At 65.2% G+C, this 21,689-nt stretch carries 23 protein-coding genes; 5 read left to right on the forward strand and 18 right to left on the reverse strand.

Annotated features, from left to right (window positions below; all coding sequences use genetic code 11):
- Nucleotides 1–73 precede the first annotated feature (73 nt).
- Nucleotides 74–808 (forward strand): ribonuclease activity regulator RraA, encoded by a 735-nt coding sequence (locus tag B5D62_RS21755; protein WP_218191203.1) that lies wholly within the window; start codon nucleotides 74–76, stop codon nucleotides 806–808.
- A 70-nt stretch (nucleotides 809–878) separates the two neighbouring features.
- Here the strand turns inward: B5D62_RS21755 and B5D62_RS21760 are convergent, their stop codons facing one another.
- The 3 genes from B5D62_RS21760 to B5D62_RS21770 form a co-directional block, all read right to left on the reverse strand.
- A complete protein-coding gene (locus B5D62_RS21760; RefSeq protein ID WP_085936060.1) occupies nucleotides 879–1,256 on the reverse strand; it encodes a VOC family protein in 378 nt (125 codons plus the stop codon).
- 247 nt (nucleotides 1,257–1,503) lie between these two features.
- Nucleotides 1,504–2,553, reverse strand: a complete 1,050-nt coding sequence (locus B5D62_RS21765; RefSeq protein WP_085936061.1) for a glycosyltransferase family 4 protein — start codon at nucleotides 2,551–2,553, stop codon at nucleotides 1,504–1,506.
- Nucleotides 2,554–2,559: 6 nt separating this feature from the next.
- A complete protein-coding gene (locus B5D62_RS21770; RefSeq protein WP_085936062.1) occupies nucleotides 2,560–3,378 on the reverse strand; it encodes a UDP-2,3-diacylglucosamine diphosphatase in 819 nt (272 codons plus the stop codon).
- 135 nt (nucleotides 3,379–3,513) lie between these two features.
- On the opposite strand from B5D62_RS21770, the gene B5D62_RS21775 reads away from it, so the two are divergent.
- Nucleotides 3,514–4,449 (forward strand): diacylglycerol/lipid kinase family protein, encoded by a 936-nt coding sequence (locus B5D62_RS21775; protein WP_170921065.1) that lies wholly within the window; start codon nucleotides 3,514–3,516, stop codon nucleotides 4,447–4,449.
- A 39-nt stretch (nucleotides 4,450–4,488) separates the two neighbouring features.
- Here B5D62_RS21775 and B5D62_RS21780 read toward each other — a convergent pair whose 3' ends face one another.
- From B5D62_RS21780 to B5D62_RS21805, 6 genes are all read right to left on the reverse strand, one after another.
- Nucleotides 4,489–5,688, reverse strand: coding sequence for a lytic murein transglycosylase (locus tag B5D62_RS21780; RefSeq protein ID WP_085936064.1), 1,200 nt, complete (start codon nucleotides 5,686–5,688; stop codon nucleotides 4,489–4,491).
- 12 nt (nucleotides 5,689–5,700) lie between these two features.
- Nucleotides 5,701–7,086, reverse strand: coding sequence for a TldD/PmbA family protein (locus B5D62_RS21785; protein WP_085936065.1), 1,386 nt, complete (start codon nucleotides 7,084–7,086; stop codon nucleotides 5,701–5,703).
- Between the two features lie 63 nt (nucleotides 7,087–7,149).
- A complete protein-coding gene (locus B5D62_RS21790; protein WP_085936066.1) occupies nucleotides 7,150–7,386 on the reverse strand; it encodes a hypothetical protein in 237 nt (78 codons plus the stop codon).
- Nucleotides 7,387–7,465: 79 nt separating this feature from the next.
- Entirely contained in the window at nucleotides 7,466–9,160 is a 1,695-nt protein-coding gene (gene leuA, locus B5D62_RS21795) for a 2-isopropylmalate synthase (protein ID WP_231714892.1), read from the reverse strand.
- Nucleotides 9,161–9,431: 271 nt separating this feature from the next.
- Nucleotides 9,432–9,758 (reverse strand): hypothetical protein, encoded by a 327-nt coding sequence (locus B5D62_RS21800; protein WP_085936068.1) that lies wholly within the window; start codon nucleotides 9,756–9,758, stop codon nucleotides 9,432–9,434.
- A gap of 123 nt (nucleotides 9,759–9,881) precedes the next feature.
- Complete coding sequence (locus tag B5D62_RS21805) at nucleotides 9,882–10,196, reverse strand: hypothetical protein (RefSeq protein ID WP_139374016.1); 315 nt, start codon at nucleotides 10,194–10,196, stop codon at nucleotides 9,882–9,884.
- Between the two features lie 163 nt (nucleotides 10,197–10,359).
- On the opposite strand from B5D62_RS21805, the gene B5D62_RS21810 reads away from it, so the two are divergent.
- Nucleotides 10,360–11,553 (forward strand): CaiB/BaiF CoA transferase family protein, encoded by a 1,194-nt coding sequence (locus B5D62_RS21810; protein ID WP_085936069.1) that lies wholly within the window; start codon nucleotides 10,360–10,362, stop codon nucleotides 11,551–11,553.
- 44 nt (nucleotides 11,554–11,597) lie between these two features.
- On the opposite strand, the gene B5D62_RS21815 is transcribed toward B5D62_RS21810, so the two are convergent.
- On the reverse strand, nucleotides 11,598–12,599 hold the full coding sequence (locus B5D62_RS21815; RefSeq protein ID WP_085936070.1) for a TRAP transporter substrate-binding protein: 1,002 nt from the start codon (nucleotides 12,597–12,599) through the stop codon (nucleotides 11,598–11,600).
- A 140-nt stretch (nucleotides 12,600–12,739) separates the two neighbouring features.
- Here B5D62_RS21815 and B5D62_RS21820 point away from each other — a divergent pair, with 140 nt between their 5' ends.
- On the forward strand, nucleotides 12,740–13,450 hold the full coding sequence (locus B5D62_RS21820; protein WP_085936071.1) for a hypothetical protein: 711 nt from the start codon (nucleotides 12,740–12,742) through the stop codon (nucleotides 13,448–13,450).
- Nucleotides 13,451–13,514: 64 nt separating this feature from the next.
- Here B5D62_RS21820 and B5D62_RS21825 read toward each other — a convergent pair whose 3' ends face one another.
- From B5D62_RS21825 to B5D62_RS21840, 4 genes are all read right to left on the reverse strand, one after another.
- Complete coding sequence (locus B5D62_RS21825) at nucleotides 13,515–13,949, reverse strand: DUF2852 domain-containing protein (protein ID WP_085936072.1); 435 nt, start codon at nucleotides 13,947–13,949, stop codon at nucleotides 13,515–13,517.
- Nucleotides 13,950–14,046: 97 nt separating this feature from the next.
- Nucleotides 14,047–14,682: a TetR/AcrR family transcriptional regulator gene (locus B5D62_RS21830; protein ID WP_085936073.1), complete on the reverse strand. Its 636-nt coding sequence runs from the start codon at nucleotides 14,680–14,682 to the stop codon at nucleotides 14,047–14,049.
- A gap of 80 nt (nucleotides 14,683–14,762) precedes the next feature.
- Complete coding sequence (locus B5D62_RS21835) at nucleotides 14,763–16,187, reverse strand: MATE family efflux transporter (RefSeq protein ID WP_085936074.1); 1,425 nt, start codon at nucleotides 16,185–16,187, stop codon at nucleotides 14,763–14,765.
- Between the two features lie 129 nt (nucleotides 16,188–16,316).
- Nucleotides 16,317–17,834 (reverse strand): UbiD family decarboxylase, encoded by a 1,518-nt coding sequence (locus B5D62_RS21840; protein WP_085936075.1) that lies wholly within the window; start codon nucleotides 17,832–17,834, stop codon nucleotides 16,317–16,319.
- A 77-nt stretch (nucleotides 17,835–17,911) separates the two neighbouring features.
- Here B5D62_RS21840 and B5D62_RS21845 point away from each other — a divergent pair, with 77 nt between their 5' ends.
- Nucleotides 17,912–18,676, forward strand: coding sequence for a hypothetical protein (locus B5D62_RS21845; RefSeq protein ID WP_085936245.1), 765 nt, complete (start codon nucleotides 17,912–17,914; stop codon nucleotides 18,674–18,676).
- Here B5D62_RS21845 and B5D62_RS21850 read toward each other — a convergent pair.
- The 4 genes from B5D62_RS21850 to ubiA all read right to left on the reverse strand — a co-directional run bounded on the left by B5D62_RS21850 (nucleotide 18,648) and on the right by ubiA (nucleotide 21,683).
- Nucleotides 18,648–19,103, reverse strand: a complete 456-nt coding sequence (locus B5D62_RS21850) for a CreA family protein (RefSeq protein ID WP_085936076.1) — start codon at nucleotides 19,101–19,103, stop codon at nucleotides 18,648–18,650. The genes B5D62_RS21845 and B5D62_RS21850 overlap by 29 nt on opposite strands.
- Before the next feature lie 173 nt (nucleotides 19,104–19,276).
- On the reverse strand, nucleotides 19,277–20,029 hold the full coding sequence (locus B5D62_RS21855; RefSeq protein WP_139374017.1) for a hypothetical protein: 753 nt from the start codon (nucleotides 20,027–20,029) through the stop codon (nucleotides 19,277–19,279).
- A 59-nt stretch (nucleotides 20,030–20,088) separates the two neighbouring features.
- Nucleotides 20,089–20,760: a class I SAM-dependent methyltransferase gene (locus tag B5D62_RS21860; RefSeq protein WP_085936078.1), complete on the reverse strand. Its 672-nt coding sequence runs from the start codon at nucleotides 20,758–20,760 to the stop codon at nucleotides 20,089–20,091.
- Entirely contained in the window at nucleotides 20,760–21,683 is a 924-nt protein-coding gene (ubiA, locus tag B5D62_RS21865) for a 4-hydroxybenzoate octaprenyltransferase (protein ID WP_085936246.1), read from the reverse strand. The genes B5D62_RS21860 and ubiA overlap by 1 nt, the downstream gene beginning before the upstream one ends.
- Nucleotides 21,684–21,689 lie beyond the last annotated feature (6 nt).

Genomic DNA, 21,689 nt, shown 5'->3' on the forward strand with positions numbered 1-21,689 from the left:
ACCCTTGCCTCACCGCAAAGGCATCCAGTGGGATGCCTTGAGGACGACAATGGAAACAAAAGGAGGAAAAGCCGTGTCCAGCACTGCGCCGCTGTCGCCAGAGACCGTCAGGAATTTCCTGTATGCCAGCACTGCAACCGTGTCGATGCAGATGCTGAAGCGCGGCTTTCGCAATTCTGCGGTGAACGGCGTCAGACCTTTGAACCCCAAGGCGACGCGTCTCGTCGGGCCGGCCTATACCCTGCGCTACGTGCCGGGGCGCGAGGATCTCGACAAGCCGCCGACGCCGGCCGATCCGCCGAACGCGCAGCGTACGGCGATCGAGGAGACACCGGCGGGACATGTGCTGGTGATCGGCACCGAGGGCAATATACGCGCCGGTACGCTGGGTGACATCCTGGCCCTGCGGCTCAAGGTGCGTGGCGTGGCCGGCGTCCTGTCGGATGGCGCCATGCGCGACACGCCGGTGATCGGCAAGATGGATTTTCCGGTCTATTGCGCTGCGGCCGCCGCGCCTCCCAGCATGAATAGTCTGCATCCGGTCGAGGTCCAGATTCCCGTCGGCGTCTGCGGTGTTCCCGTATATCCCGGCGACATCATCGTGGCCGACGAGGACGGTGCAATCGTGGTCCCGCGCCACATTGCCGATGAGGTCGCCCGCGATTCCTTCGAACAGGAGCGGCTGGAGAAGTTCGTGGCCATTCGCGTCGGTCAGGGCAGGCCGATCGCCGGCACTTATCCGCCCAACGACGAGACCAAGGCGGCCTACCAGGCCTGGATCAAGGCGGGTGAACCGCCGACGGGGTGATCGCGGCTACTCGTCACCGCGCCTGTTGCTCGGTCTGCCCGTCGCACGCGTCGGAGCAGAAGCGGACGCGCTACTTCAAGCTGCCGTACGGCCTGGTCAGCAGTTCGAGCCAGTGGCCGTTCGGATCTTCGAAATAAAATCCGCGTCCGCCCCAATAGTGATTGATCTCGCCGCGCCCGCTCTTGTCGTGATCGGCGTAGTAGACGACGCCGGCCTGCTTCAGCCGCTCGAAAGCCGCATCGAACTCGGCATCATCGACGAGGAAGGCGTAATGCTGGGTGCGGACATCGGTCGAAGTCACGAAATCGAGCGTGACGCCATTGCTTGTCCGCACCGGCCGGAACGGACCCCATTGCGGCTCGGCCTTCGCGCCGAGAATGTCGGCCAGGAACTCGGCCGATCTGTCCTTGTCTCGCGCAGGGATGATGATGTGGTTGAGAGCGGCCATCGCAGATCTCCTCTGCTTTCACATTCGACATAGGCGGCCGCCCTCGGGCGTCAACCCGTGCGTTCGCACCGTTGGTGACCGGAATCACCTCGGGAGCACGATCGGGATTATTGTGGCACGATGCCTGTCTTCGAGAAGGATAGCCCGGTTCGATGTGCCGATTCCCGGGCGGCGTCATTCTCTTGGTTGCCGAGCGGTAACCGTTATTTTTCCGTTTGTTTAACGGGACAGTACCTTCGCGGCCGCCCTAGGAGGCCGCATTGGGCACCACGCGGCGCTTCAGCGGCTGCCACACGCCGCGCGGGATCTGGTGCAAGGCGTCCCGGAACTGGCGGGCGCACTGGGCCCAGGTGAAGGTTTCGGCATGGGTACGACAGTCCGCCGAATCGCAACCCACTGCCGCCAGGCAGGCGGCGCGCAGATCTTCGTTGAGCGCGCCCACCTTGGAGGTCGTCACGACATCGAGCGGACCGGGCACGGGATAGGCGGCGACCGGCACGCCGGACGCCAGCGCCTCGACCATGACGAGGCCGAAAGTGTCGGTGCGGCTAGGGAAGACGAAGCAGTCGGCCTGGGCGTAGCGGTAGGAAAGCTCTTCGGTATCGACCGAGCCGAAGAAGCGGGCGTCCTTGTATCGGCGCTTCAGCTCACGATACTGCGGGCCACCACCAACGACCCATTTGGTGCCCGGCAGGTCGAGGTCGAGGAACGCCTTGATGTTCTTCTCGATCGCGATGCGGCCCGCATAGAGCCAGATCGGCCGCTTGTCGCCGACATCCTCATGCGGGCACGGCTTGAAGGCGGTGATATCCACGCCGCGAGACCACGGAACGAGATTCCGGAAGCCGCGGGCCGCAAGGTCTTCGCGGATCGATTGCGCCACGACCATCACGCCCGCCGATGGCGCATGGAAGCGACGCATCAGCGCGTAGCTCCAGGACAGCGGCGTGCGGATGCGCGCATGGACATATTCGGGAAAGCGCGTGTGATAGGCGGTGGTGAAGGGGATATCGCGCTTGAGGCAGAAGTTGCGCGCCGCCCAGCCCAAGGGTCCCTCGGTCACCAGATGGATGGCATCAGGCGCAAACAGCTTGAGCATGTGCGCGAGCCGCGCCGTCGGAAACAGCGACAGCCGGATCTCGGGATAGGTTGGGCAGGGCAGGGTGCGGAAACGATCGGGGCCGAAGACCTCGACCTCGTGACCTTCGGCCTGCAGCAGGCGGACGATGGTTTCGATCGTCCGTACCACGCCGTTGATCTGCGGGCGCCAGGCGTCGGAAACAATGGCGATGCGCAACCGGGTCTACTCCGCTGCCACGTGGGTGGGAGCAGTCAGCCGAGGCAGTGCCGCGCGTCTCCGGGTCGTCTCCTGGGCCCAGTGGACAATGCGCATGCGACCGTCGAAGTCCTCGACCAGCGCCGTGCAGCTCTCCACCCAGTCGCCGTCGTTGCAGTAGAGGATGCCGTCGATGGTGCGGATCTCGGCATGGTGGATGTGGCCGCAGACGACGCCGTGGACACCGCGCCGGCGCGCTTCGCCGGCCACCGCCTTCTCGTAATCGGCGATGAACTGCACCGCGTTCTTGACCTTGTGTTTCAGGTACGCCGAGAGCGACCAGTAGGGCAGGCCGAGCTTGCGGCGGCACCAGTTGAAGGCGGTGTTGATGCGGAGCGCGGTGTTGTAGGCCCAGTCACCCAGGATGGCGAGCCAGCGGGCGTAGCGGATGATGCCGTCGAACTGGTCGCCGTGGATCACCAGGAGCTTGCGCCCGTCGGGCGTCGTGTGGATCGCCTCTTCCTCGACCCGCACGTCCCCGAAGGTGAGCTGGCAGTATTGCCGCGCCGCCTCGTCGTGGTTGCCGGGAATGTAGATGACGTTGGTGCCTTTGCGTGCCTTGCGCAGCACCTTCTGCACCACGTCATTGTGCGCCTGCGGCCAGTACCACCAGCGCTTCAACCGCCATCCATCCACGATGTCGCCGACCAGGTAGAGATATTCGCTCTCGTTCTTCTTCAGAAAGTCGAGCAGCATCTCCGCCTGGCAACCGCGGGTGCCAAGATGGATGTCCGACAGGAAGATGGCGCGATGTCGGAGAGAAGGGGGACGCTCGATCACGGTCATAGCGGCACGGTCATGGGGCAAGGGTGATGTGGATAAAGCTCCACCGACACAAAATCTGTCGTGCGCGATTGCACGACCCGCAGCGGATTGTGTATGGGAGCCGTTTCGTGGCTGTTAATCGGTTGTGACGCTTTGATGACATTCACCCCTCCCAAAGCGGTTCTTTTGATCCGCAATCCGATTGCCGGGCGGCGACGCCGTGGTTTGCTCGAAGCCGTGGTGCGCCGCGTGCGCGCCGCCGGCTGGCGGGTCGACCTTGTGGATACCGAGGGTGCCGGCGATGCGCGGCGATTGGCAGAGAGTTGCGATGCCAGCCGCTATGCCGTCATCGCGGTCGCCGGAGGCGACGGCACCATCAACGAGGTGGTGAACGGCCTGGCCCATCGCGCCGACGGACCGGCGCTGGCCATCGTGCCGCTCGGCACCGCCAATGTGCTGGCGCATGAGCTGGGGCTGGAATTCAAGGCCGCAGCCATCGCCCAGACCATCGTCTCCGGCCATGCCCTGCTGGTACGGCCGGGTGAAGCAAGCTGTGGCCCGGTCGATGGAACGGCTACCCCGCGCTGTTTCTCCCTGATGGCCGGGGCGGGCTTCGACGCCAAGGTGGTTGCCGGCGTGAGCGCGCCGCTCAAGCGCCGTTTGGGGCGGGCTGCCTATGTCTGGCGTTCACTCATCGAGGCCCGTCGCTATCGGCCCGTCCGCTACGCGGTCGAGGTCGACGGCAAGCGCTACGAGGCGGCCTCGGTGATCGTGACCCGCAGTCGCCACTATGCCGGGCCCTATGTCGTCGCTCCCGACGCCACCCTGGGCGAGCCGCTGCTGCATGTCTGTCTGTTCGAGCGGTGGGGACGGCTGCAGACGCTGCGCTTCGGCCTGGCCCTGCTGCTGGGACGCCTGCCGCGCACGGGCGGATATCGCGTCGTCACGGGCAACAAGGTGACGATCTCGGTTCTGAGCGATGCCGGCGAACACCGTCGGCAGCCGGTACAGATCGACGGCGACGATGCCCTGACATTGCCGGTGTCCATCGGACTGGCCCCGGGGGCGGTCCGATTGCTGCAGCCGGCCTAGCCGCTTTATCGCAATTCCGGCAGCTCCCGCTGTCCGCGCCTATCGCACCGCCTGCATCAGGCGTTGCACGAGCTCCGGCGTCGGATGGCCGTCGGCGGGCAGGCCGACCTGCTTCTGGAACATGCGCACGGCCGAGCGCGTCTTGGGGCCGAGCAGTCCATCGGGCTCGTCGCTATAGAAGCCGAGGCGGGCGAGGCGGGTCTGCATTTCGATCACCGTTTCGCGCGACAGCGGCTGATCGTCGTCGGGCGGCGCTTGCATGACCCCTGGACCGCCGGCGATCTGGCGGGCGAGGATGCCGACCGCCAGCGCATAGAGCGTCGAGCGGTTCCAGTTCATCACCGCCTTGAAGTTCGGGTAGAGGATGAAGGCGGGCCCACGCCAACCCGCCGGCAGGATGATGGACGATGGATCGTCCGACGCTGGCAGCGCCGCGCCGCCGGCGCGCCGGACACCCATGGCCGCCCACGCCTTGACCGGCTTCTCGACCGACATGTCGGCCTGCTCGAGCGGAAAGTTCTGCGGCAGGAATACCTCGTCGCTCGACGGCAGGCCGGGCCGGAAGCCGATGCCGCGCAGGAAGTTCGCGGCCGAGGCGAAGGCGTCGGGCATGCTGTTCCAGAGATCGATGCGGCCGTTGCCGTCCCGGTCGACCGCGTACTTCATGAAGGTCGAGGGCATGAACTGCATGTTGCCCATCGCACCCGCCCATGAGCCGCGCAGCTGCGAGCTGGTCATGCCGTTGGTGGCAAGGATGCGAAGCGCCTGCACCGTCTCGTTGGTGAAGAAGGCGATGCGCTTGGTCATGCAGGCCAGGGTCGCGACGGAGCGCACCACGGAGAAGTCGCCAAGAAAGGTGCCGTAATTGGTTTCCATGCCCCAGAAGGCAATGAGGTACTGCGGCGGCACACCATACTCGCGCTGCAGCGAATCGAGCAGCGAACGATATTGCGCAAGCTTCTGCTGTCCCTTGGCGACGCGGTCCGGCGTGACGGCGTTGCCGATGTAGCGGCCGTAGGTGAGCGTGAACTCGGGCTGACGCGAATCGAGGTCGAGCACCTTCTGGTCGGGTGTCAGATTCTGGAACGCCTGATCGGCGACCGCGGCCGGCACGCCCTGTCGCACGGCTTCGGTCTTGATGGCCTGCAGGCAGTCGCGGAACTCGCTCTGCGCGAAGGCGGGAGCCGACAGGAGTGCCGTCGTTGCGGCCAGGAGCGTGATCTTGTGGAGGGGAACCATGGACCGACTTTATCACGAGCCGGCGATGGTCATGCCCTCGATTCGCACCGTTGGCGCATTGGTGGCTCCCTTGAATCGCAGATCGTTCGCGGCCGTCAGGTTGAGGAACATGTCCTTGAGGTTGCCGGCCACGGTGATCCCGCTCACCGGCCAGGCGCGTTCGCCGTTCTCGATCCAGAAGCCGGATGCACCTCGGCTGTAGTCGCCGGTCACGCCGTTCACCCCGAAGCCGATCAGGTCGGTGATGTACAGCCCGCTCTTGATATCGCCGATCAGCTCGTCGACCGAGAGTTCGCCCTTCTCGAGGTAGAAGTTGGATGTCGTGGGGCCGGGCGGTCCTGAGGTGCCGCGCGAGGCATGGCCGGTCGGCTTCAGGTTGAGCTGGCGCGCGGCGGCGAGATCGAGCAGCCACGTCGTCAGCACGCCGTCGTCGATCACGGCGTAGCGCTTGGTCGGCAGGCCCTCGGCATCGAACGGGCGGCTGCCGAGGCCGCGCTTGCGATGCGGATTGTCGAGAATGCGAATGCCTTTGGCGAAGATCTGCTGGCCCATCTTGTCCTTGAGGAAGGACGTGCCGCGGGCGATGGAGCGGCCGTTGATGGCGCCGGCAAGATGGCCGATCAGGCCGCCCGAGACGCGGCGGTCGTAGACCACGGGCAGCCGCGCATTCGCGGCTTTCTTCGGATTGAGGCGCGCGACCACGAACTTGCCGGCATTGCGGCCGACCTTGGCCGCCGGCATCAGATCCTCGAAGTGGACAGCGCTGGTCCATTCATAGTCGCGCTCCATGCCGGTCCCTTCGCCGGCCAGAACGGAGCAGGACAGGGAGTAGCCGCTGCGACGATAGCCGCCCGAGAAGCCGTTGCTGGCCGCGAGCATGACGGAGGTGCGGCCCCACCCGGCTTCGGCGCCCTCGGAATTGGTGACGCCCTTCACCGACCGGGCGGAGTCCTCGGCCTCCGCGCAGAGCGTCAGCAGGGTCTTGGGCGAGGGCGGGCGGCGCTTGTCGTCGAGATCGAGGTCGGGCCAGTCGTGCGCCAGCAGTTCCTCGGGCGCGATGCCGCAGACCGGGTCTTCCGGCACGGCGCGGGCCATGTCGACCGCGCGTTCGGCCAAAATCTTCAAGGCCGCCGGCGAGAAGTCGGTGGAGGAGACGAAGGCCTGGCGCTTGCCAACGAAGACGCGCAGTCCGAGATCGCGGCCTTCGCTGCTTTCGAGCTTCTCGCGCTTGCCGAGGCGCTGCGCGACCGAGATCGACTCGCCATTGACGTAGAGCGCGTCGGCGGCGTCGGCGCCAGCCGTGGTCGCCCACTTCATGAGGTCGGCGAGGAGGTTGGCGTCCGGCGCACTGGCCGGACTCTTCTTGGAGGAAGGGGATCTTTTCTTCGCTGTCGCCATGCCCCTTCTTACGCGCGAATCCCCTCTGCCGTCGAGCGGCAGAGGGCGCGCCGGATCATCCGGTCAGTCGGCGAAGGCCATGCCCTCGCGGGTCTCTTTGATCGCCTGGTCGACGAGCGAGATGGCGCGGTCGCGATGGCCGCCCTTGTTCGCCGTGGCGCGCTCCAGCTCGGCGCGTGCCGCCTGCAGGGAGTTGAGCGCATTGACCATGTGCGGCTGCGCCGCGATGGCAATGGACGCGCCGGCGACCATGCCGATGAGCAGAATGGCGATGGGCGCCTTGAAGCTGAAACGAGACATACATCCCCCGAACGTTATCGTGCGTGCAGGTTGCCCTGCACGCACGACATTAGAGTGCTCGGGGGTAACACCGGTATGACTATCTGGCGCCGACCGATCGATTGGCGGCAGATGTCACCGCTTTCAGTGACGCTGTCACGATGTTGGAGTCCATGCCCACGCCCCAGAGGACGCGGCCATCGCCAGTCTCCGCCTCGATGTAGCTCACAGCCTGTGCATCCTCGCCGGCGCCGGTTGCATGCTGGTGATAGTCGCGCACCTTGATCCTGATGCCGCAATCCTTGGCCAGCGCCTCGACATAGCCGGCGATCGGACCGTTGCCGTGACCGCTGACCGACCGTTCCTTGCCGTTCATCTTGACCTTGGCGTCGATCAGCCGGAGATCGGGATGGCCGGGTTCGGGCACGGTCGTGTGGCTGACGAAGTCGATCGGCGACCTGTTCTCGAGATATTCGCGGCGGAACGTGTCCCAGATCATGGCCGGCTGGATCTCCTTGCCCGTCTCATCGGTGATCTGCTGGATCACCTTGGAGAACTCGACCTGGAGAAGGCGCGGCATGTCGATGCCGTAGTCGGTCTTCAGGATATAGGCGATGCCGCCTTTGCCGGATTGGCTGTTGATGCGGATGATCGCCTCGTAGGAACGCCCGAGGTCAGCCGGATCGATCGGCAGGTAAGGCACCTCCCAGACCTTGCTGTTGGATGCCTGCAGCGCCTTGAAGCCCTTGTTGATGGCGTCCTGGTGCGAGCCCGAGAAGGCGGTGAAGACGAGATCGCCACCGTAAGGATGGCGCGGATGGACCGGCAGCTGATTGCAGTACTCGACCGTCTGACGGATCTCGTTGATGTTCGAGTAGTCGATCGCCGGGTCAATGCCCTGCGTGAACATGTTGAGGCCGAGCGTGACCAGGTCGACATTGCCTGTGCGTTCGCCGTTGCCGAACAGGCAGCCCTCGATGCGGTCCGCGCCGGCCATGTAGCCGAGCTCGGCCGCCGCCACGCCGGTGCCGCGGTCGTTGTGCGGATGCAGGCTGAGGATGAAGGAGTCGCGGTACTTGAAGTTGCGGTGGCACCATTCGATCTGGTCGGCATAGACGTTGGCCGAGGCCATCTCGACCGTCGCCGGCAGGTTGAAGATCATCTTCTTCTGCGGCGTCGGCTTGTACACCTCAGCGACCGCGGCGCAGATGTCGCGCGCGAATTCGAGCTCGGTGCCGGTGAAGCTCTCGGGCGAATATTCGTACACCCACTCGGTGCCGGGATTGGCGTCGGCCAGCTGCTTGACCAGCTTGGCACCGGCCACGGCGATGTCGATGATGCCGCTGTAGTCGAGGCCGAACACGACGCGGCGCTGCAGCGTCGAGGTCGAGTTGTAGAGATGGACGATGACGCGCTTGGCGCCGCGGCAGGCCTCGAAGGTGCGCTCGATCAGTTCCGGCCGGCTCTGCGTCAGCACCTGGATGGTGACATCGTCCGGGATCATCTTGTTGTCGATCAGCTCGCGGACGAAGTCGAAATCGGTCTCCGACGCTGCGGGAAAGCCGACCTCGATCTCCTTGAAGCCCATCTGGCAGAGGAGCTTGAACATCCGCGTCTTGCGGTCGGAATCCATCGGCTCGATCAGGGCCTGGTTGCCGTCGCGCAGATCGACCGCGCACCAAATCGGCGGCTTGGTGATGACGGCGTTCGGCCATCGTCGATCCTTGAGGTCGATCGGTTTGAACGGAACGTACTTTTCGGCCGCGATCGGCATCATGGGTTTCTGGGGTGACATCGAAAGACTCCTCGCGCCGCGCACGGCCAAAAGGCTCTGAACGAACACTGCGATGGAAGAAGGGTGGCGGCGACTGGTGGAAGGAAGGGACGAACGACAGTGCGACCCGCAGGGCCCCTTGCCAGTCACCTGGGTCGGGGCGGCGGATCAGCCAATAAGTCGAAGCGTCAGCAGTCGCAGCATGCGGGCACTTTAGTGCCTCGCGGCCAGGAGTCAACCCGCCGGAGGAGGGGGCTCCGGCGGGTTTCGAGGAGAGAGACCGATCGACGTCTTATTGCAGAGGGATGTTGAAGTTCAGGTTCAGGCTTGACGGCATCGGTGCTGCATAAGCCGGCGGCGCATAGACCACCGGCGGTGGCGCGACATAGACCGGGCGCTGCTCGACGTAGCGCGGCGCATAGTAGGCATGGTGCTCGCGCCACTCGTGTTCACGCCATTCATGCTCACGCCATTCATGCTCACGATGGCGGTCCCATCCGCGATCGTGGTCCCAGGGATCGTCGGCTTGCGCCCCGCCGGCGAAGGCAACGACGACGGATCCGAACAGAACGGCGGCGATGGAGAGTTTCTTCAGGCGCTGCTTGGTCACGATACGCATGGATCACCTCCAGTGACGTAAAGGGATACGCAGCGTCGCGCGATTTAATCTCCCGCCGATTTGGGCATTGTGACGGAAAGAGCGAACCGATCCCGCCACATTTGCTTCGCGTGCCGGCATGGGTCACCGCAGCGGCACGTTGAAGTTCAGGTTCAGGCCCGGCGGCGGACCGTAATAGGCGGGCGGCGCCTCATAGACCATGGGGGGCGGATAGACGACCACGGGACGCGGCGCGGCGTAGACCACGGGCGGCGCGTAGTACACGGGAGGTGTGTAGTAGACATGCCCCGGCGGCACGAACGGGGGGCCGTTTCTTTTCCAGTACTTCTCGTCGTGGGCTTGGGCTGCGGTCGCCACCGTCAGCACGCCGAAGCCGGCAACCAGGGTCGCTGTCGTGCGGCGCACGGTCGACTGCCACTTCGTCGTTCTCGGACTCATCGTCACCTCCAGAGTGAGCTGCAACAGGTAACGTTCTCGACCGTACGAAGGCTGTGAGAAGGTTGTGGCCGCCGGGGGCAATTTCGCAAACGGCGGCCGGTTGTTCCGCCGCCGCGGCGGTCATGGTTAGATGCCGCCGAGAAATGGATAAGGGGGAAAGGTGATGGCAGGGCCGCTGGCCGGAGTCCGCATTCTCGACTGCACGACCGTCGTGCTTGGGCCTTGGGCCGCACAGCAGCTGGGCGATCTCGGCGCCGACGTGATCAAGATCGAACCGCCGGAGGGCGACACGACACGGCAGCTTGGGCCCGCTCGTCATCCCGGCATGGCCGCCTTCTATCTCGGCTGCAACCGATCGAAGCGCTCGATCGTGCTCGACCTCAAGCAGGAGGCGGGCCGCGCCGCCTTGTTCAAGCTCGCCGAGACCGCCGATGTCCTGATGCACAACTATCGGCCCGAGCCTGCCAAGCGGCTGGGCGTGGAATACGAGGCGTTCGAGAGGATCAATCCGCGCCTCGTCTATGTCGCGACCTATGGCTATCGCTCGGCGGGACCGCTGGGGCCGAAGGCCGCCTACGACGACATCATCCAGGCGGGTTCCGGACTCGCTTCGCTGCAGACGGTGGTGGCGGGCCAGCCGCGCTTTCTGCCGACCATCGTTGCCGACAAGACAAGCTCCAACGGCGTCGTCTCAGCGGTCCTCGCTGCCCTGTTCGCGCGCGAGCGTACCGGCCACGGCCAGGCGGTCGAGGTGCCGATGTACGAGACGCTGGTCTCGTTCGTGATGGTCGAGCATCTCTACGGCGAAAGCTTCCGTCCGGCGCTGGAAACCGCGGGCTACAAGCGCGTCCTGAACAAGGAGCGCCGGCCTTACCCCTCGAAGGATGGCTACTTCGCGCTGCTGCCCTATACCGACGGCCACTGGAAGGAGTTCTGCACCCTGATCGGCCGCGACGACCTTGCCCGGGATGCACGCTTCACGTCGCTCGCCAACCGACTCAAGAACGTCGAGGCCTATTACGGCACGCTGGCTGAGATCTGCGCCACGCGCACCAACGCCGAATGGGTCGACCTGCTCAAGAACTCGAACGTGCCGCACGGTCCGGTGAACACGCTGGACGATCTGTTCGTCGATCCGCAGTTGCAGGCCACAGGCTTCTGGAAGGAAGTCGACCATCCGAGCGAAGGCAAGCTCCGCATGCCCGATATCCCGCCTCGCTTCAGCAAGACCAAGCCGGAAATCACTCGCCTGCAGCCGCGGCTCGGCGAGCACAGCGTCGAGGTGCTGCGCGAGGCGGGCTATGGCGCTGCCGAGATCGACGCCATGCTGAAGTCGGGAGCGACCAAGACGACCTGATCAGCAGCCACAGCGGACGCCTGTCTGCGCGCTTTCACGCGAGCTCACAGAAGCTTCGCCGCGTCCGGACCGGCCTGCTTCTTCCAGTCGGCAATGGCACCGGATGCGGCCTGGGCGAGCAGCGTGCGCAGCGCCGGCGTGATCTTTTCCGGCGACGTGATGGTGACATTGTTGGCGCGCAGCCGCGCGAGGTTCTCCTCGACGCGCTTGTCGAGGCGATGCCATTGCTCGATTTGCGTCGCCGCCGCCGCCGCATCGACGGCGGCGCGCAGATCTGGCGACAGCTGATCGTACCGGGATTGCCCAACCGTGGCGAAGGAGAGGGGCATGGCGTAGCCGATCTCGGTGAAATAGGGCAGATGCTCCCACAGTTTTCGACCGGCGCCGCCGTCGCCGGAAGACAGGATGGCGTCGATGGATCCATCCGCAAGACGGGGCGCGGCTTCGGCGAAGGACAGGTTGACCGGGCGGGCACCCGCTGCGGCGAACACGGTAACGCCGGTGGCGTCGTAGACGCGCAGCCTGAGACCGGCGAGATCGGCCGGCGTCACGATGCGCTTGCGGGCCCACAGCCCGCTGGGGGGCCACGGCGTGGCGTAAAGCAGATGCTGGCTCTGGCGGTCGAAGTGGTCGGTATAGAGCGGTCGCGCACGATCGAGCAGCGCACGCGCCTCGGCTTCCGTCGTCGTGACGAAGGGCAGAGAGGACAGCAGGAACAGCGGATCGATCCCGCCCAGCGTGCCGCCGAACGCGCAGCCGGCGGCCAGTCGCCCATCGCGTATGGCGGCGACGATCTCGGAGGATTTGAGCTTGAGGGCGGCGTCATAGGACGGCGCGATCCCGAGCCGACCATGGCTCGCCTCGGCGAGCCTGTCGGCGAAGAAGGCGATGCCTTCGCCGGACACGGTCGAGGCCGGGTACTCGGTCGCCATGGCCCACATTTCCGCTTGGGCTGCCGCCTGTCGCCAGGTCGCGGACGACGAGGCGAGGGCGGCGAGCAGACTGATGGAGCGGCGGCGCGTCAGTGCGGCGGGACGGTGCGACATGCCCGCATCATATCGCCGTGAGATGCGTTTACGACTTCCAGATATTTGCATACGATTCTTTTCACGGGATGAGATGGAGTATAGATCAACTTGAGGTGGCAGATTCGGGGCGCGGTAACGGGAAGGGGAACCCCTCGTCTATGGCTTTGGACGTCTATGTCGGATCGTTGACGCGCTACTACGCGGGAGAGTGGGAAAACGTCGCTGAAAAAGCCGCTCGCGAGCGGGGGGAGCGTCAAAACCAGAACCCGGCGCGGCGAGCGCCCGATCAAATCGGCGAGTCCGATCGTATCCGGCTGCGCGTCCTGGAGTGGCGTACCGTGCTGGCGCGGTCGCTGGGCGACAATATCGACGAGCCGCTCGAGTGGAATGAAGCGGCACGGGCGCCGTACTTCACCGGCCGCCCGGGCTGGGACGGCTTCGGGTCGCTGGTTCTCTGGGCGGCCTATGCCGAACATCCGTTGATGTCCCTTCCGTCGGCCCTTCCCGAGGAATGGGACAACGATCCGGCACTCATCCGCTCGAATGCCGAGGGATTCCGGTCTCGCTATTCGCATCTCGTTCGCAATGTCGAACTCTGGCTTCCCTGCGCGTTCCGCTTCACCTTCGAAGGTCAGGATGTCGATGGCCGTCGCATCGTCGTCGGCTCCGTGAACACCCTGGCCAGTCAGCTTGCGGATCTCAACGGCGCAACCTGGAAGGTCGACGAGGAGGAGCTGTCCTCCTGGGAGCGACGGCGGCCCGGTGCCGACGCGACCCTTGAATTGCGCGCCCGCTATGCCTTTGCGGTGATGCGCAACCTCGCGAGGCAGGCGCTCGAGCACAGCCTGCCGATGAAGCTCGATTACTGAAACGCCCAAACAAAACCGCCCGCGATGATGGTCCCATCGCGGGCGGCATGTCTGAACGCGTGCGTCAGGCGGCAGGCGATGCCGGCGGCGGCTCCGCGGCGGGAGGACGGTTGCGGCGCTCGGCCATGAACTGATCGAACTCGGCGCGATCCTTGGCCGACCGCAGCTTGTCGAGATAGTCGCGGAACTCGCGCTGTTCCTCGTCGAGCTTGCGCAGCGTCTCCTCGCGGTACTCGTCGAAGGCGACGTTGCCACTGGACTCGCGGCCCCAGCGATGACGGCGGCGCCAGGCGCGGAACTCCTCGCGGGCTTCACGACCGTCGGGCGTGTACCAGCGGCCATAGCGGCCGTGCTTCCAGCAAGACATGCGTCCACTCCATTTCAGATAGATGAGCAGGGCGAGGCCAACCGGCCAGAAAACGATGAAGCCCAGCACCACGAGGGCGATCCAGGCCGCCTTGGGCATCTCGTCCAGTTTTTCCATCAGGCCGTAATACATGGGCTGGCCTCCTCCAGGGGTTAACAGCTATGTAAATGTTAACGACATTTACATTGGGCTCGGACCTCTCCCGAGTCAAGGGGCCGGCGATGCGATTTCAGCGGGTGGACGGGAAGCCCAACCCTTGCAGGTAGATGAGCATGGCCGATTCCAGCAGTTCGTCGGCCGTCATGGGCAAGGTCCGACGGCCGGCATCGCCGCGGCCGAAAAGCGAGGCAATGCCGTGCGCCATCGACCAGAGATGCAACGCCATCATCAGCGCCGGCGGGCGACCCTGCGGCGGCAGGCTATTGGCGAGCGTCTCCGCGGCTGTCCGAAGAACGGCGAAGGCGCGATCGCCCGCGGCCCGCAGTTCCGGATTGAGGTCCGGAGGCAAAGCCGACTCGAACATGGCGGCGTAGTAGGCGGGTTCGGTGCGCGCGAAAGCGAGATAGGCGCGGCCGACATTGTTGAAGGCAGCGACGGGATCGGGCTTGCCTCCCGCCCAGCCCGTGGACAGCATCGCCTCGAAGCGCTGGAAGCCTTCGCGTGCGACATCCGCCAGCAGCGCCTCGCGGTCCCGGAAATGACGATAAGGCGCTGCCGGACTGACGCCCGCCCAGCGCGCCGCGTCGGCGAAGGTGAAGCCAGCCGGCCCCTTCTCCTTGATCAGCTCGCGCGCCGCCTGGATCAGGGCTTCGCGCAGATTGCCGTGATGGTACGCACCCTCGCGGGCGCGCTGTTTCCAACTCATGTTAAGCGACTTTACATTAGCGCCTGGCGGAGCGCACCTCGCCAATGCGTGCCCGGCTCGAACAGATCTGACCGCCGCGACTAACGCGGCGACTCGTCACTCAGTATCTCGTCGGTGACCTTGTTCGTCAGTCGCTCGTCTTCCGTCAGCAGCTTCTTGCGCCGCCAGCTGCCGCGAACGAAGACGATCACGGTGACGGCGAAAGTGAGCACGGTCGCGATCGGCAGCGACCAGTAGACACCCTCGACGCCCAGCGTGGTGTGTTTCGACAGCACATAGGCGAGCGGGAATTGCAGCACCCACTGCGAGACCACCGTCAGCATCATGCTGATCATCATGCTGCCGGCGGCGCGAAACACGCCGATCAGGGCGAACTGTGCGCCGTAGAAGCCCCAGCTCAGCGCATTGATGCGCAGGAAGTGCGCGCCTTCGCTGATCACGGCGGCATCGTTGGGCACGAAGAAGGCGACGATCGGGGAGGCGAGCAGGAAAACGACGATGCCGAAGCCTGTCAGGGCGAAGAAGCCGAGCCAGGCGCCCAGCCGGCCGATCTGCTCGGCCCGCTTGATGTTGCCGGCACCGATATTCTGTCCGGCCAGCGCGGCCACCGCGATGGACAGGCCGATGCCCGGAATGATGGCAACGGCCTGCAGGATGTTGCCGCCGACGCCGTAGGCCGCGAGGCCCAGCGTGCCGAAGCTTGAGACCAGGAAGGTCATCATCATCAGGGCGACCGCGCGCGCCGACATGTCGAGCGACGCCGGCAGGCCGAGGAAGAAGGCGCGCTTTATGTGCCGGAAATCCGGAATGAAGTCGTGCGCGCGCACATGCACGCCGTGCAGGCCACGCTGCAGCAGGAAGACGCCGACGATCGAGGCGAGCGCCTGCGTGATCAAGGTCGTGAGCGCCGCGCCCATCACGCCATGTCCGGGGATCGGGCCCCAGCCGAAGATCATCAGCGGATTGATGGCGAAGTTCAGGAACACCGTGGCCAGCACGATGAATACCGGCACCGACGGCTTGCCGATGCTGCGCGTGATGCCCTGGAAGACGAAGAAGGCGAAGTTGAAGGCGAGGCCGATGAAGGAGACGCGCATGAAGCCGAGCGCGCCGGCATAGACATCTGGCGCCACGTTCATGAGCCGCAGCAGCGAGGGCGTGACGGCATAGCCGATCAGGCCGAGCACGATCGCCGCGGAGATCACCATCAGCAGCGTCTGGCCGGCGACATGGCTGACCATCTTGTCGTTGCGGGCGCCGACATACTGCGCGGTCAGGGTCGAGCCGGCGATCGACAGGCCCGCTCCGACCGCGAACATCAGGAACATGACCGGGAAGCTGACCGAAACAGCGGCCACCGCCGCGCCGCCCAGCCGTCCGACCCAGAAAGCGTCGATGATCTGGTAGGCCGATTGCAGCACGTTCGTCAGCACGATCGGCACGGCGAGCGTCAGCAGCGAACGAAGGATCGGTCCTTCGAGAAGTTTGTTGGGGGGCTTGGTCACGGCGTCCGATATAGGCGCCCGACCGGAAATGTTGGAGTGAATTATTTTAGCGCGCGTCTGGGTTGTACAGAGGAGCGCAGCTGTGCCCGACCGACTTGGTGTTCACGGCGTCATCAGTGTGTGGTGTCGCTAACGCCAGATCTTTTTCCCGCTTCCGGGCAGTCCCAGCTCGCTCCACATCGCATCGACCTTGTCGATCACTGCCTGATCCATGCGGATCTGCCGACCCCACTCGCGATTGGTCTCGCCGGGGAACTTGTCGGTGGCGTCGAGGCCGATCTTGGAGCCGAGCCCCGAGACGGGCGAAGCGAAGTCGAGATAGTCGATCGGTGTGTTCTCGATCACGGTTATGTCACGCGCCGGATCCATCCGCGTGGAGATCGCCCACATGACGTCCTTCCAGTTGCGGGCGTCGATGTCGGCATCCACGACGATCACCCACTTGGTGTACATGAACTGGCGCAGATACGACCACACGCCCAGCATCACGCGCTTGGCGTGTCCGGCATAGGCCTTCTTCATCGACACCACGGCGATGCGATAGCTGCACCCTTCGGGCGGCAGCCAGAAATCGACGATCTCGGGGAACTGCTGCTGGAAGAGGGGGATGAAGACCTCGTTCAACGCCTCTCCCAGCACCGACGGTTCGTCCGGCGGCCGGCCCGTGAAGGTCGAGAGATAGATCGGGTTCTTGCGCATGGTGATCGCGCTGATCGTGAACACCGGGAATTGCTCGACGCTGTTGTAGTAGCCGGTGTGATCGCCGTAGGGGCCTTCGTCGCCATAGTCGTCGAGGCTGACATGACCCTCGAGCACGATCTCGGCTTCGGCCGGCACCTTGAGTGGCACGGTCCGGCAATCGACGAGCTCGACCTTCCTGCCCCGCAGCAGCCCGGCGAACTGATATTCCGACAGCGTGTCCGGCACCGGCGTGACGGCGGCGAGGATGGTGCCGGGATCGGCACCGATCACGACGGCGGCCGGCAGCGGTTCGCGCTTGCCCGATCCCTTCCAGCGCTGGTGATGTTGGGCGCCGCCGCGATGCTTGAGCCAGCGCATCAGGGTCGTATTGCGGCCGGTGACCTGCAGCCGATAGATGCCGAGATTGAAGCTGTCCTGCCGGTCGCCCTTGGGATCGGGTCCCTGCGTCACGACCAGCGGCCAGGTGATGAGCGGTGCCGGCTCGCCCGGCCAGCAGGTCTGGATCGGCAGACGGCCGAGATCGACGTCGGTGCCAGTGAGCACGATGTCCTGGCACGGTGCAGTGCCGACCGTCTTCGGCTTCATCGCCATAACGGTGCGCACCATCGGCAGCATCTCCAGCGCCTCGCGCCAGCCGCCCGGCGGCTCGGGCTGGCGCAGGAAAGCCAGCGTCTCGCCGACGCCACGCAGCTCGTGCGGTTCGCGATCCATGCCCCAGGCCACGCGCTCGACGGTGCCGAACAGGTTGACCAGCACCGGAATGTCGGAGCGCGTCCCGTCGGTCCGAACCACGTTCTCGAACAGGACGGCCGGACCTTTCTCGGCCAGCAGCCGCGTCTGGATCTCGGTCATCTCGAGATGCGGCGAGACGGGCGCTTTGACCCGCACCAACCGGCCAGTTTGTTCGAGACGCGCGATGAAGTCGCGCAGCGAGGCGTAGGGCATGTTGGCTTTTAGGCGGCACGCCTGGCAGCGGCAAGAACGTCGGCTACCCGAACCCGTTACGCTGTACAGTGCGCAGCATGTCACGATCTTCTCTTCCGTCCGAGTTCGAGGACCTGCTGAGCCGCGCGGGCCGCAAGGTGCTGGCCGGCACGCATGCTTTATGCGGTGCGCTGGCCGATCCGCGCCGGCGATTCGTGGTCGCGGACGATCTTCTCGATCGGCCGAAAGCAGCCCGGGTCCGCGCCGCGCTGGAGGCGAGCCTGCTCGAGGTGCTGGAACCACTCGCCAAGCCGATCCCGCCCGAAACGATCTGGGAGATGCGGCGTGACTATGGCGAGCTGTTGCCGAAGACAGCCCGCGCCAGCACCATCTTCTTCGATAGCCGTCGCGAGCGCGGCGTGCAGGCGGCGGACCGGATCGGGCTGGTGCGCCTGATGCGGTCGGAGAGCTATCATGCCTTTGCCGAGGCGCTGGCCGGACGCAAGCTGGCCCGCGGCTGGGGGTTGCAGGTGCTGCGCTACGGCCCCGGCGACTATGCTGGTCCGCACAACGACCATCATCCCGAGAACAAGCGGGCGGCGCACGGCTATATCGATCTGCATCTCAGCCTGTGCACACCGGGTGTCTCGCACCAATGGCTGGTCTACAGCCGGGCCGGCCATTTCAGCGAGATCGCCTCGGTTGCGGCTCCCGCCACGGTCACGGCCTATCGCCTGCCGTTCTGGCACTACACGACGCCGCTGGTCGGCAAGCCAGGCTCGGGACGGTGGGTCCTGCTAGGGACGTTCCTGTTCGCCGCCGCAGGCCGCGGCGCTACTTCACGCCCAGCGGCACGACGCTGATCGAATTGCGCGGGCTGCCTTCGAAGATGCGGTCGGTGTAGGTGAGGTAGACCAGCGCCCGCCGCTTGGCATCCCAGAAGCGGACCACCTGGGTGCTCTTGAAGATCAGCGACGCGCGCTCGCTGAAGACCTCATGCGGGCTCTTGAGCTTGCCGAGCGCCGACTCGTCGACGGCGCCGACCTGCCGGCAGGCGATCGAGGCTTCGCCCGGGTCCTCGGCCACGCCGATCGCGCCCTTCAGACCGCCGGTACGCGCATGCGAGAAGTAGCAGGTGACGCCGGGTACGTCGGGATCGTCGAAGGCCTCGACCACGATCTTGTCGTTGGGCCCGATCCACTTGAAGCGATAGCCCACCGAGCCGATTTCGTCGGCAAGCGCCGGCACGGCCAGGGTCGACAGCAGCAAGCCAAACAGGAGGCGGCGCATGATCAGGCTCCTTCAGCGGGCCGCATCGACGTGTCGCCGGTCAAAGGTCCGGCAAGACCAGCCCGATCGTAGGGAGATGGCATCAACGGACCCGTTCGCCAAGGGCTGGCGAAGCAGGAGGGGCCGGCGACGGATCACGCCATCGCACGGCCGCTGTCTCTTGGCGGGCAGGCCTATTCCGGCCGCAGGCCCTTCTTCGGATATTCGCCGCCGGCTTCCTTGATCGCGGCCCGATAGGCCTTGTCGGAATTGAACGGCGTGATCTTCGGGTAGTCCTTCTTCGTGCCTGGCCTGATGTTGCCGGTGCTGGGCTCGACGATCATCAGCTTGCCCTCGCGGCTGAGCAGCGGGATCTCCCGCTTCCAGCGCGAATAGACACGTCGCGCCGTGGCCGAGAAGTCGACATAGGTCGTGAATTCGCTCGGATCGAGCTTGAAGATCGACTCGTAGGTCGCGACGAACTCCTGCACGAACTTTTTGTCCACAAGTTCGATGTTGGACATCATCCAGCAGCGATCCTCGAACACCCAGTAGGTCCCAAGACCGACGAACTCCTTCTGCCGGGTCAGGTAGGGATAGAAAGGAAAGCCGCGGCAGGCGATGGTGCGGTTGTCACGCTCGCAGAACCGGGCGCCTTTGCACTCGATCGCCATGCAGTCGGACGTAAGCTCGTTCACGATCTGCCGGGTGGCATAGTCGTAGGGCTTGAACTTGGTCCAGATATCGGTGCGCGGCTTCAGGTACTCGAACTCGACCTTGTGCACGACCGGCACGGCGTGCTGGGTGGAACAGCACAGCGGCGATCCCCCATTCAGTGGGGCGCATTTCCGTCCACAATCGAAGCGGGAGATGTTGGACCGGAACCCGGCATAGAGCTCGGCGAAGTCACGAGCCTTGATGGTTGCTTTTTCTGGCTTTTTTGACATGCGGCCGCCATGTAGCCGAAAGCTACGTTAAAGAACAGTGAAGGAATTCTGACGTCTGCCTAGGGATGAGGCAAGACACGCCAGACAACAGTTTCCCGCATGCCACGATTCTCGAGCTGTAGCGATGTGGGTATTTGATAGCGTGCTCGCTCTTCAAGACCCTGGGCGCTGAAATAGTTGCGTCCCGGGTCGCCGAGCAGCACCAGCCGGCCGGCGCTGGCATGAGTGCGCAGCCAAGCCAGCGCCCGCGCCGACATGTCACGCTCGTAGCAGACATCGCCGGCGATCACGACATCCGCCTCCGGTGCGGCGTCAGGATTTGCCAACCAATCGTCGCTGCTGACCTCGAGGGCAAGATGGTTCGCTGACGCATTGAGCTTGGCCGCGACCAAGGACAGCGCGTCGATATCGTTGGCGATCACCGATGCGGCGCCGGCGCGGGCGGCGGCCATCGACGAAACGCCCGAGCCGGCTGCGAAGTCTATGACGCGTCGGCCTCGAACGAGGTCCGGATTGTCGAGCAGGTAACGCGCGACGGCTTGACCGCCCGGCCAGCAGAAGGCCCAGTAGGGCGGATCGATATTCTGCTCTTCCATCCAGGCTTCGGTTGCCTGCCAGATCGGCACGTACTCGGAAGCAAGCCAGAGCTTGAACTCCGGCACCATGGCCGGCGCTTCCAGCGCCGTGTTGGCGGTGATGAAGCCTTCGGGATCGACCGGCAGGCGAGCCATCAGCCGAACTGCCCGACCACGATGGCGGCCAGCATCAGCCAGCCGACCTGGGCATTGGCCTTGAACTTCGCCAGGCAGTCGGCCTGGTTCTGCGGCTTGAGATCCAGGATCTGCCAGCCGAAGTGCAGCGCAACGCCAGCCAACACGACGAAGTAGGGCAGGCCGAGCGGCGCCAGCAGGCCGGCCGCCATCCACAGCGCCGCGGCAGTCGTCGCGAAGATGGAGAGCCAAAGCCGCGGCGCCTCGGCGAAACGTCGGGCGGTCGAGCCGACACCGACGATGGCGTCGTCGCGCTGGTCCTGCATCGCGTAGATCGTGTCGTAAACCAGCGTCCAGGCGACGCCGCCGAAATAGAGCGCCACCGTCGCCCAGGACAAGGTGCCGGTGACGGCGGCGAAGCCCAGCAACGCCCCCCAGTTGAAGGCGAAGCCCAGCACCACCTGCGGCCATGACGTGATGCGCTTCATCAGCGGATAAACGGCCACCACGGCAAGTGAGGCGAACCCGACGGCGACGGCGAACTTGTTGAACTTGAACAGGATCACCGCGCCCACCAGCGCCTGCAGCCCCATCCAGATCACGGCGGCTCGCAGCCGGACCTCGCCCGACGGCAGCGGACGCGAGCGTGTGCGCTCGACATCCGCATCGATGTTGCGGTCGAGGATATCGTTCCAGGTGCAGCCGGCGCCGCGCATGGCGATGGCGCCGAGCGCGAACACGACCATCCAGCCCAGCAGGTGCGTCCAGTCGCGTCCGCTCGCCAGTGCCAGCGACCACCAGCAGGGAAACACCAGCAGCCATATGCCGATCGGCCGATCCCAGCGGGCCAGTCGCCCGAAGGGACGGGCCCAGGCAGGCAGATAGCGCAACGACCAGTGCTGGTGGTCGATGTCGGTGAAGCCGGTTGTCCGGTCGGCGGTCATGACTGC

Source organism: Enhydrobacter aerosaccus, assembly GCF_900167455.1.
Classification (GTDB): domain Bacteria; phylum Pseudomonadota; class Alphaproteobacteria; order Reyranellales; family Reyranellaceae; genus Reyranella; species Reyranella aerosaccus.

Coding starts and splice junctions, on each gene's coding strand:
- B5D62_RS21760 (WP_085936060.1), bottom strand. CDS start 1,256: ATGGCCGCTCTCAACCACATCATCATCCCTGCGCGAGACAAGGACAGA.
- B5D62_RS21770 (WP_085936062.1), bottom strand. CDS start 3,378: ATGACCGTGATCGAGCGTCCCCCTTCTCTCCGACATCGCGCCATCTTC.
- B5D62_RS21775 (WP_170921065.1), top strand. CDS start 3,514: ATGACATTCACCCCTCCCAAAGCGGTTCTTTTGATCCGCAATCCGATT.
- B5D62_RS21780 (WP_085936064.1), bottom strand. CDS start 5,688: ATGGTTCCCCTCCACAAGATCACGCTCCTGGCCGCAACGACGGCACTC.
- B5D62_RS21785 (WP_085936065.1), bottom strand. CDS start 7,086: ATGGCGACAGCGAAGAAAAGATCCCCTTCCTCCAAGAAGAGTCCGGCC.
- B5D62_RS21790 (WP_085936066.1), bottom strand. CDS start 7,386: ATGTCTCGTTTCAGCTTCAAGGCGCCCATCGCCATTCTGCTCATCGGC.
- leuA (WP_231714892.1), bottom strand. CDS start 9,160: ATGTCACCCCAGAAACCCATGATGCCGATCGCGGCCGAAAAGTACGTT.
- B5D62_RS21800 (WP_085936068.1), bottom strand. CDS start 9,758: ATGCGTATCGTGACCAAGCAGCGCCTGAAGAAACTCTCCATCGCCGCC.
- B5D62_RS21805 (WP_139374016.1), bottom strand. CDS start 10,196: ATGAGTCCGAGAACGACGAAGTGGCAGTCGACCGTGCGCCGCACGACA.
- B5D62_RS21810 (WP_085936069.1), top strand. CDS start 10,360: ATGGCAGGGCCGCTGGCCGGAGTCCGCATTCTCGACTGCACGACCGTC.
- B5D62_RS21815 (WP_085936070.1), bottom strand. CDS start 12,599: ATGTCGCACCGTCCCGCCGCACTGACGCGCCGCCGCTCCATCAGTCTG.
- B5D62_RS21820 (WP_085936071.1), top strand. CDS start 12,740: ATGGCTTTGGACGTCTATGTCGGATCGTTGACGCGCTACTACGCGGGA.
- B5D62_RS21825 (WP_085936072.1), bottom strand. CDS start 13,949: ATGTATTACGGCCTGATGGAAAAACTGGACGAGATGCCCAAGGCGGCC.
- B5D62_RS21830 (WP_085936073.1), bottom strand. CDS start 14,682: ATGAGTTGGAAACAGCGCGCCCGCGAGGGTGCGTACCATCACGGCAAT.
- B5D62_RS21840 (WP_085936075.1), bottom strand. CDS start 17,834: ATGCCCTACGCCTCGCTGCGCGACTTCATCGCGCGTCTCGAACAAACT.
- B5D62_RS21845 (WP_085936245.1), top strand. CDS start 17,912: ATGTCACGATCTTCTCTTCCGTCCGAGTTCGAGGACCTGCTGAGCCGC.
- B5D62_RS21850 (WP_085936076.1), bottom strand. CDS start 19,103: ATGCGCCGCCTCCTGTTTGGCTTGCTGCTGTCGACCCTGGCCGTGCCG.
- B5D62_RS21855 (WP_139374017.1), bottom strand. CDS start 20,029: ATGTCAAAAAAGCCAGAAAAAGCAACCATCAAGGCTCGTGACTTCGCC.
- B5D62_RS21860 (WP_085936078.1), bottom strand. CDS start 20,760: ATGGCTCGCCTGCCGGTCGATCCCGAAGGCTTCATCACCGCCAACACG.
- ubiA (WP_085936246.1), bottom strand. CDS start 21,683: ATGACCGCCGACCGGACAACCGGCTTCACCGACATCGACCACCAGCAC.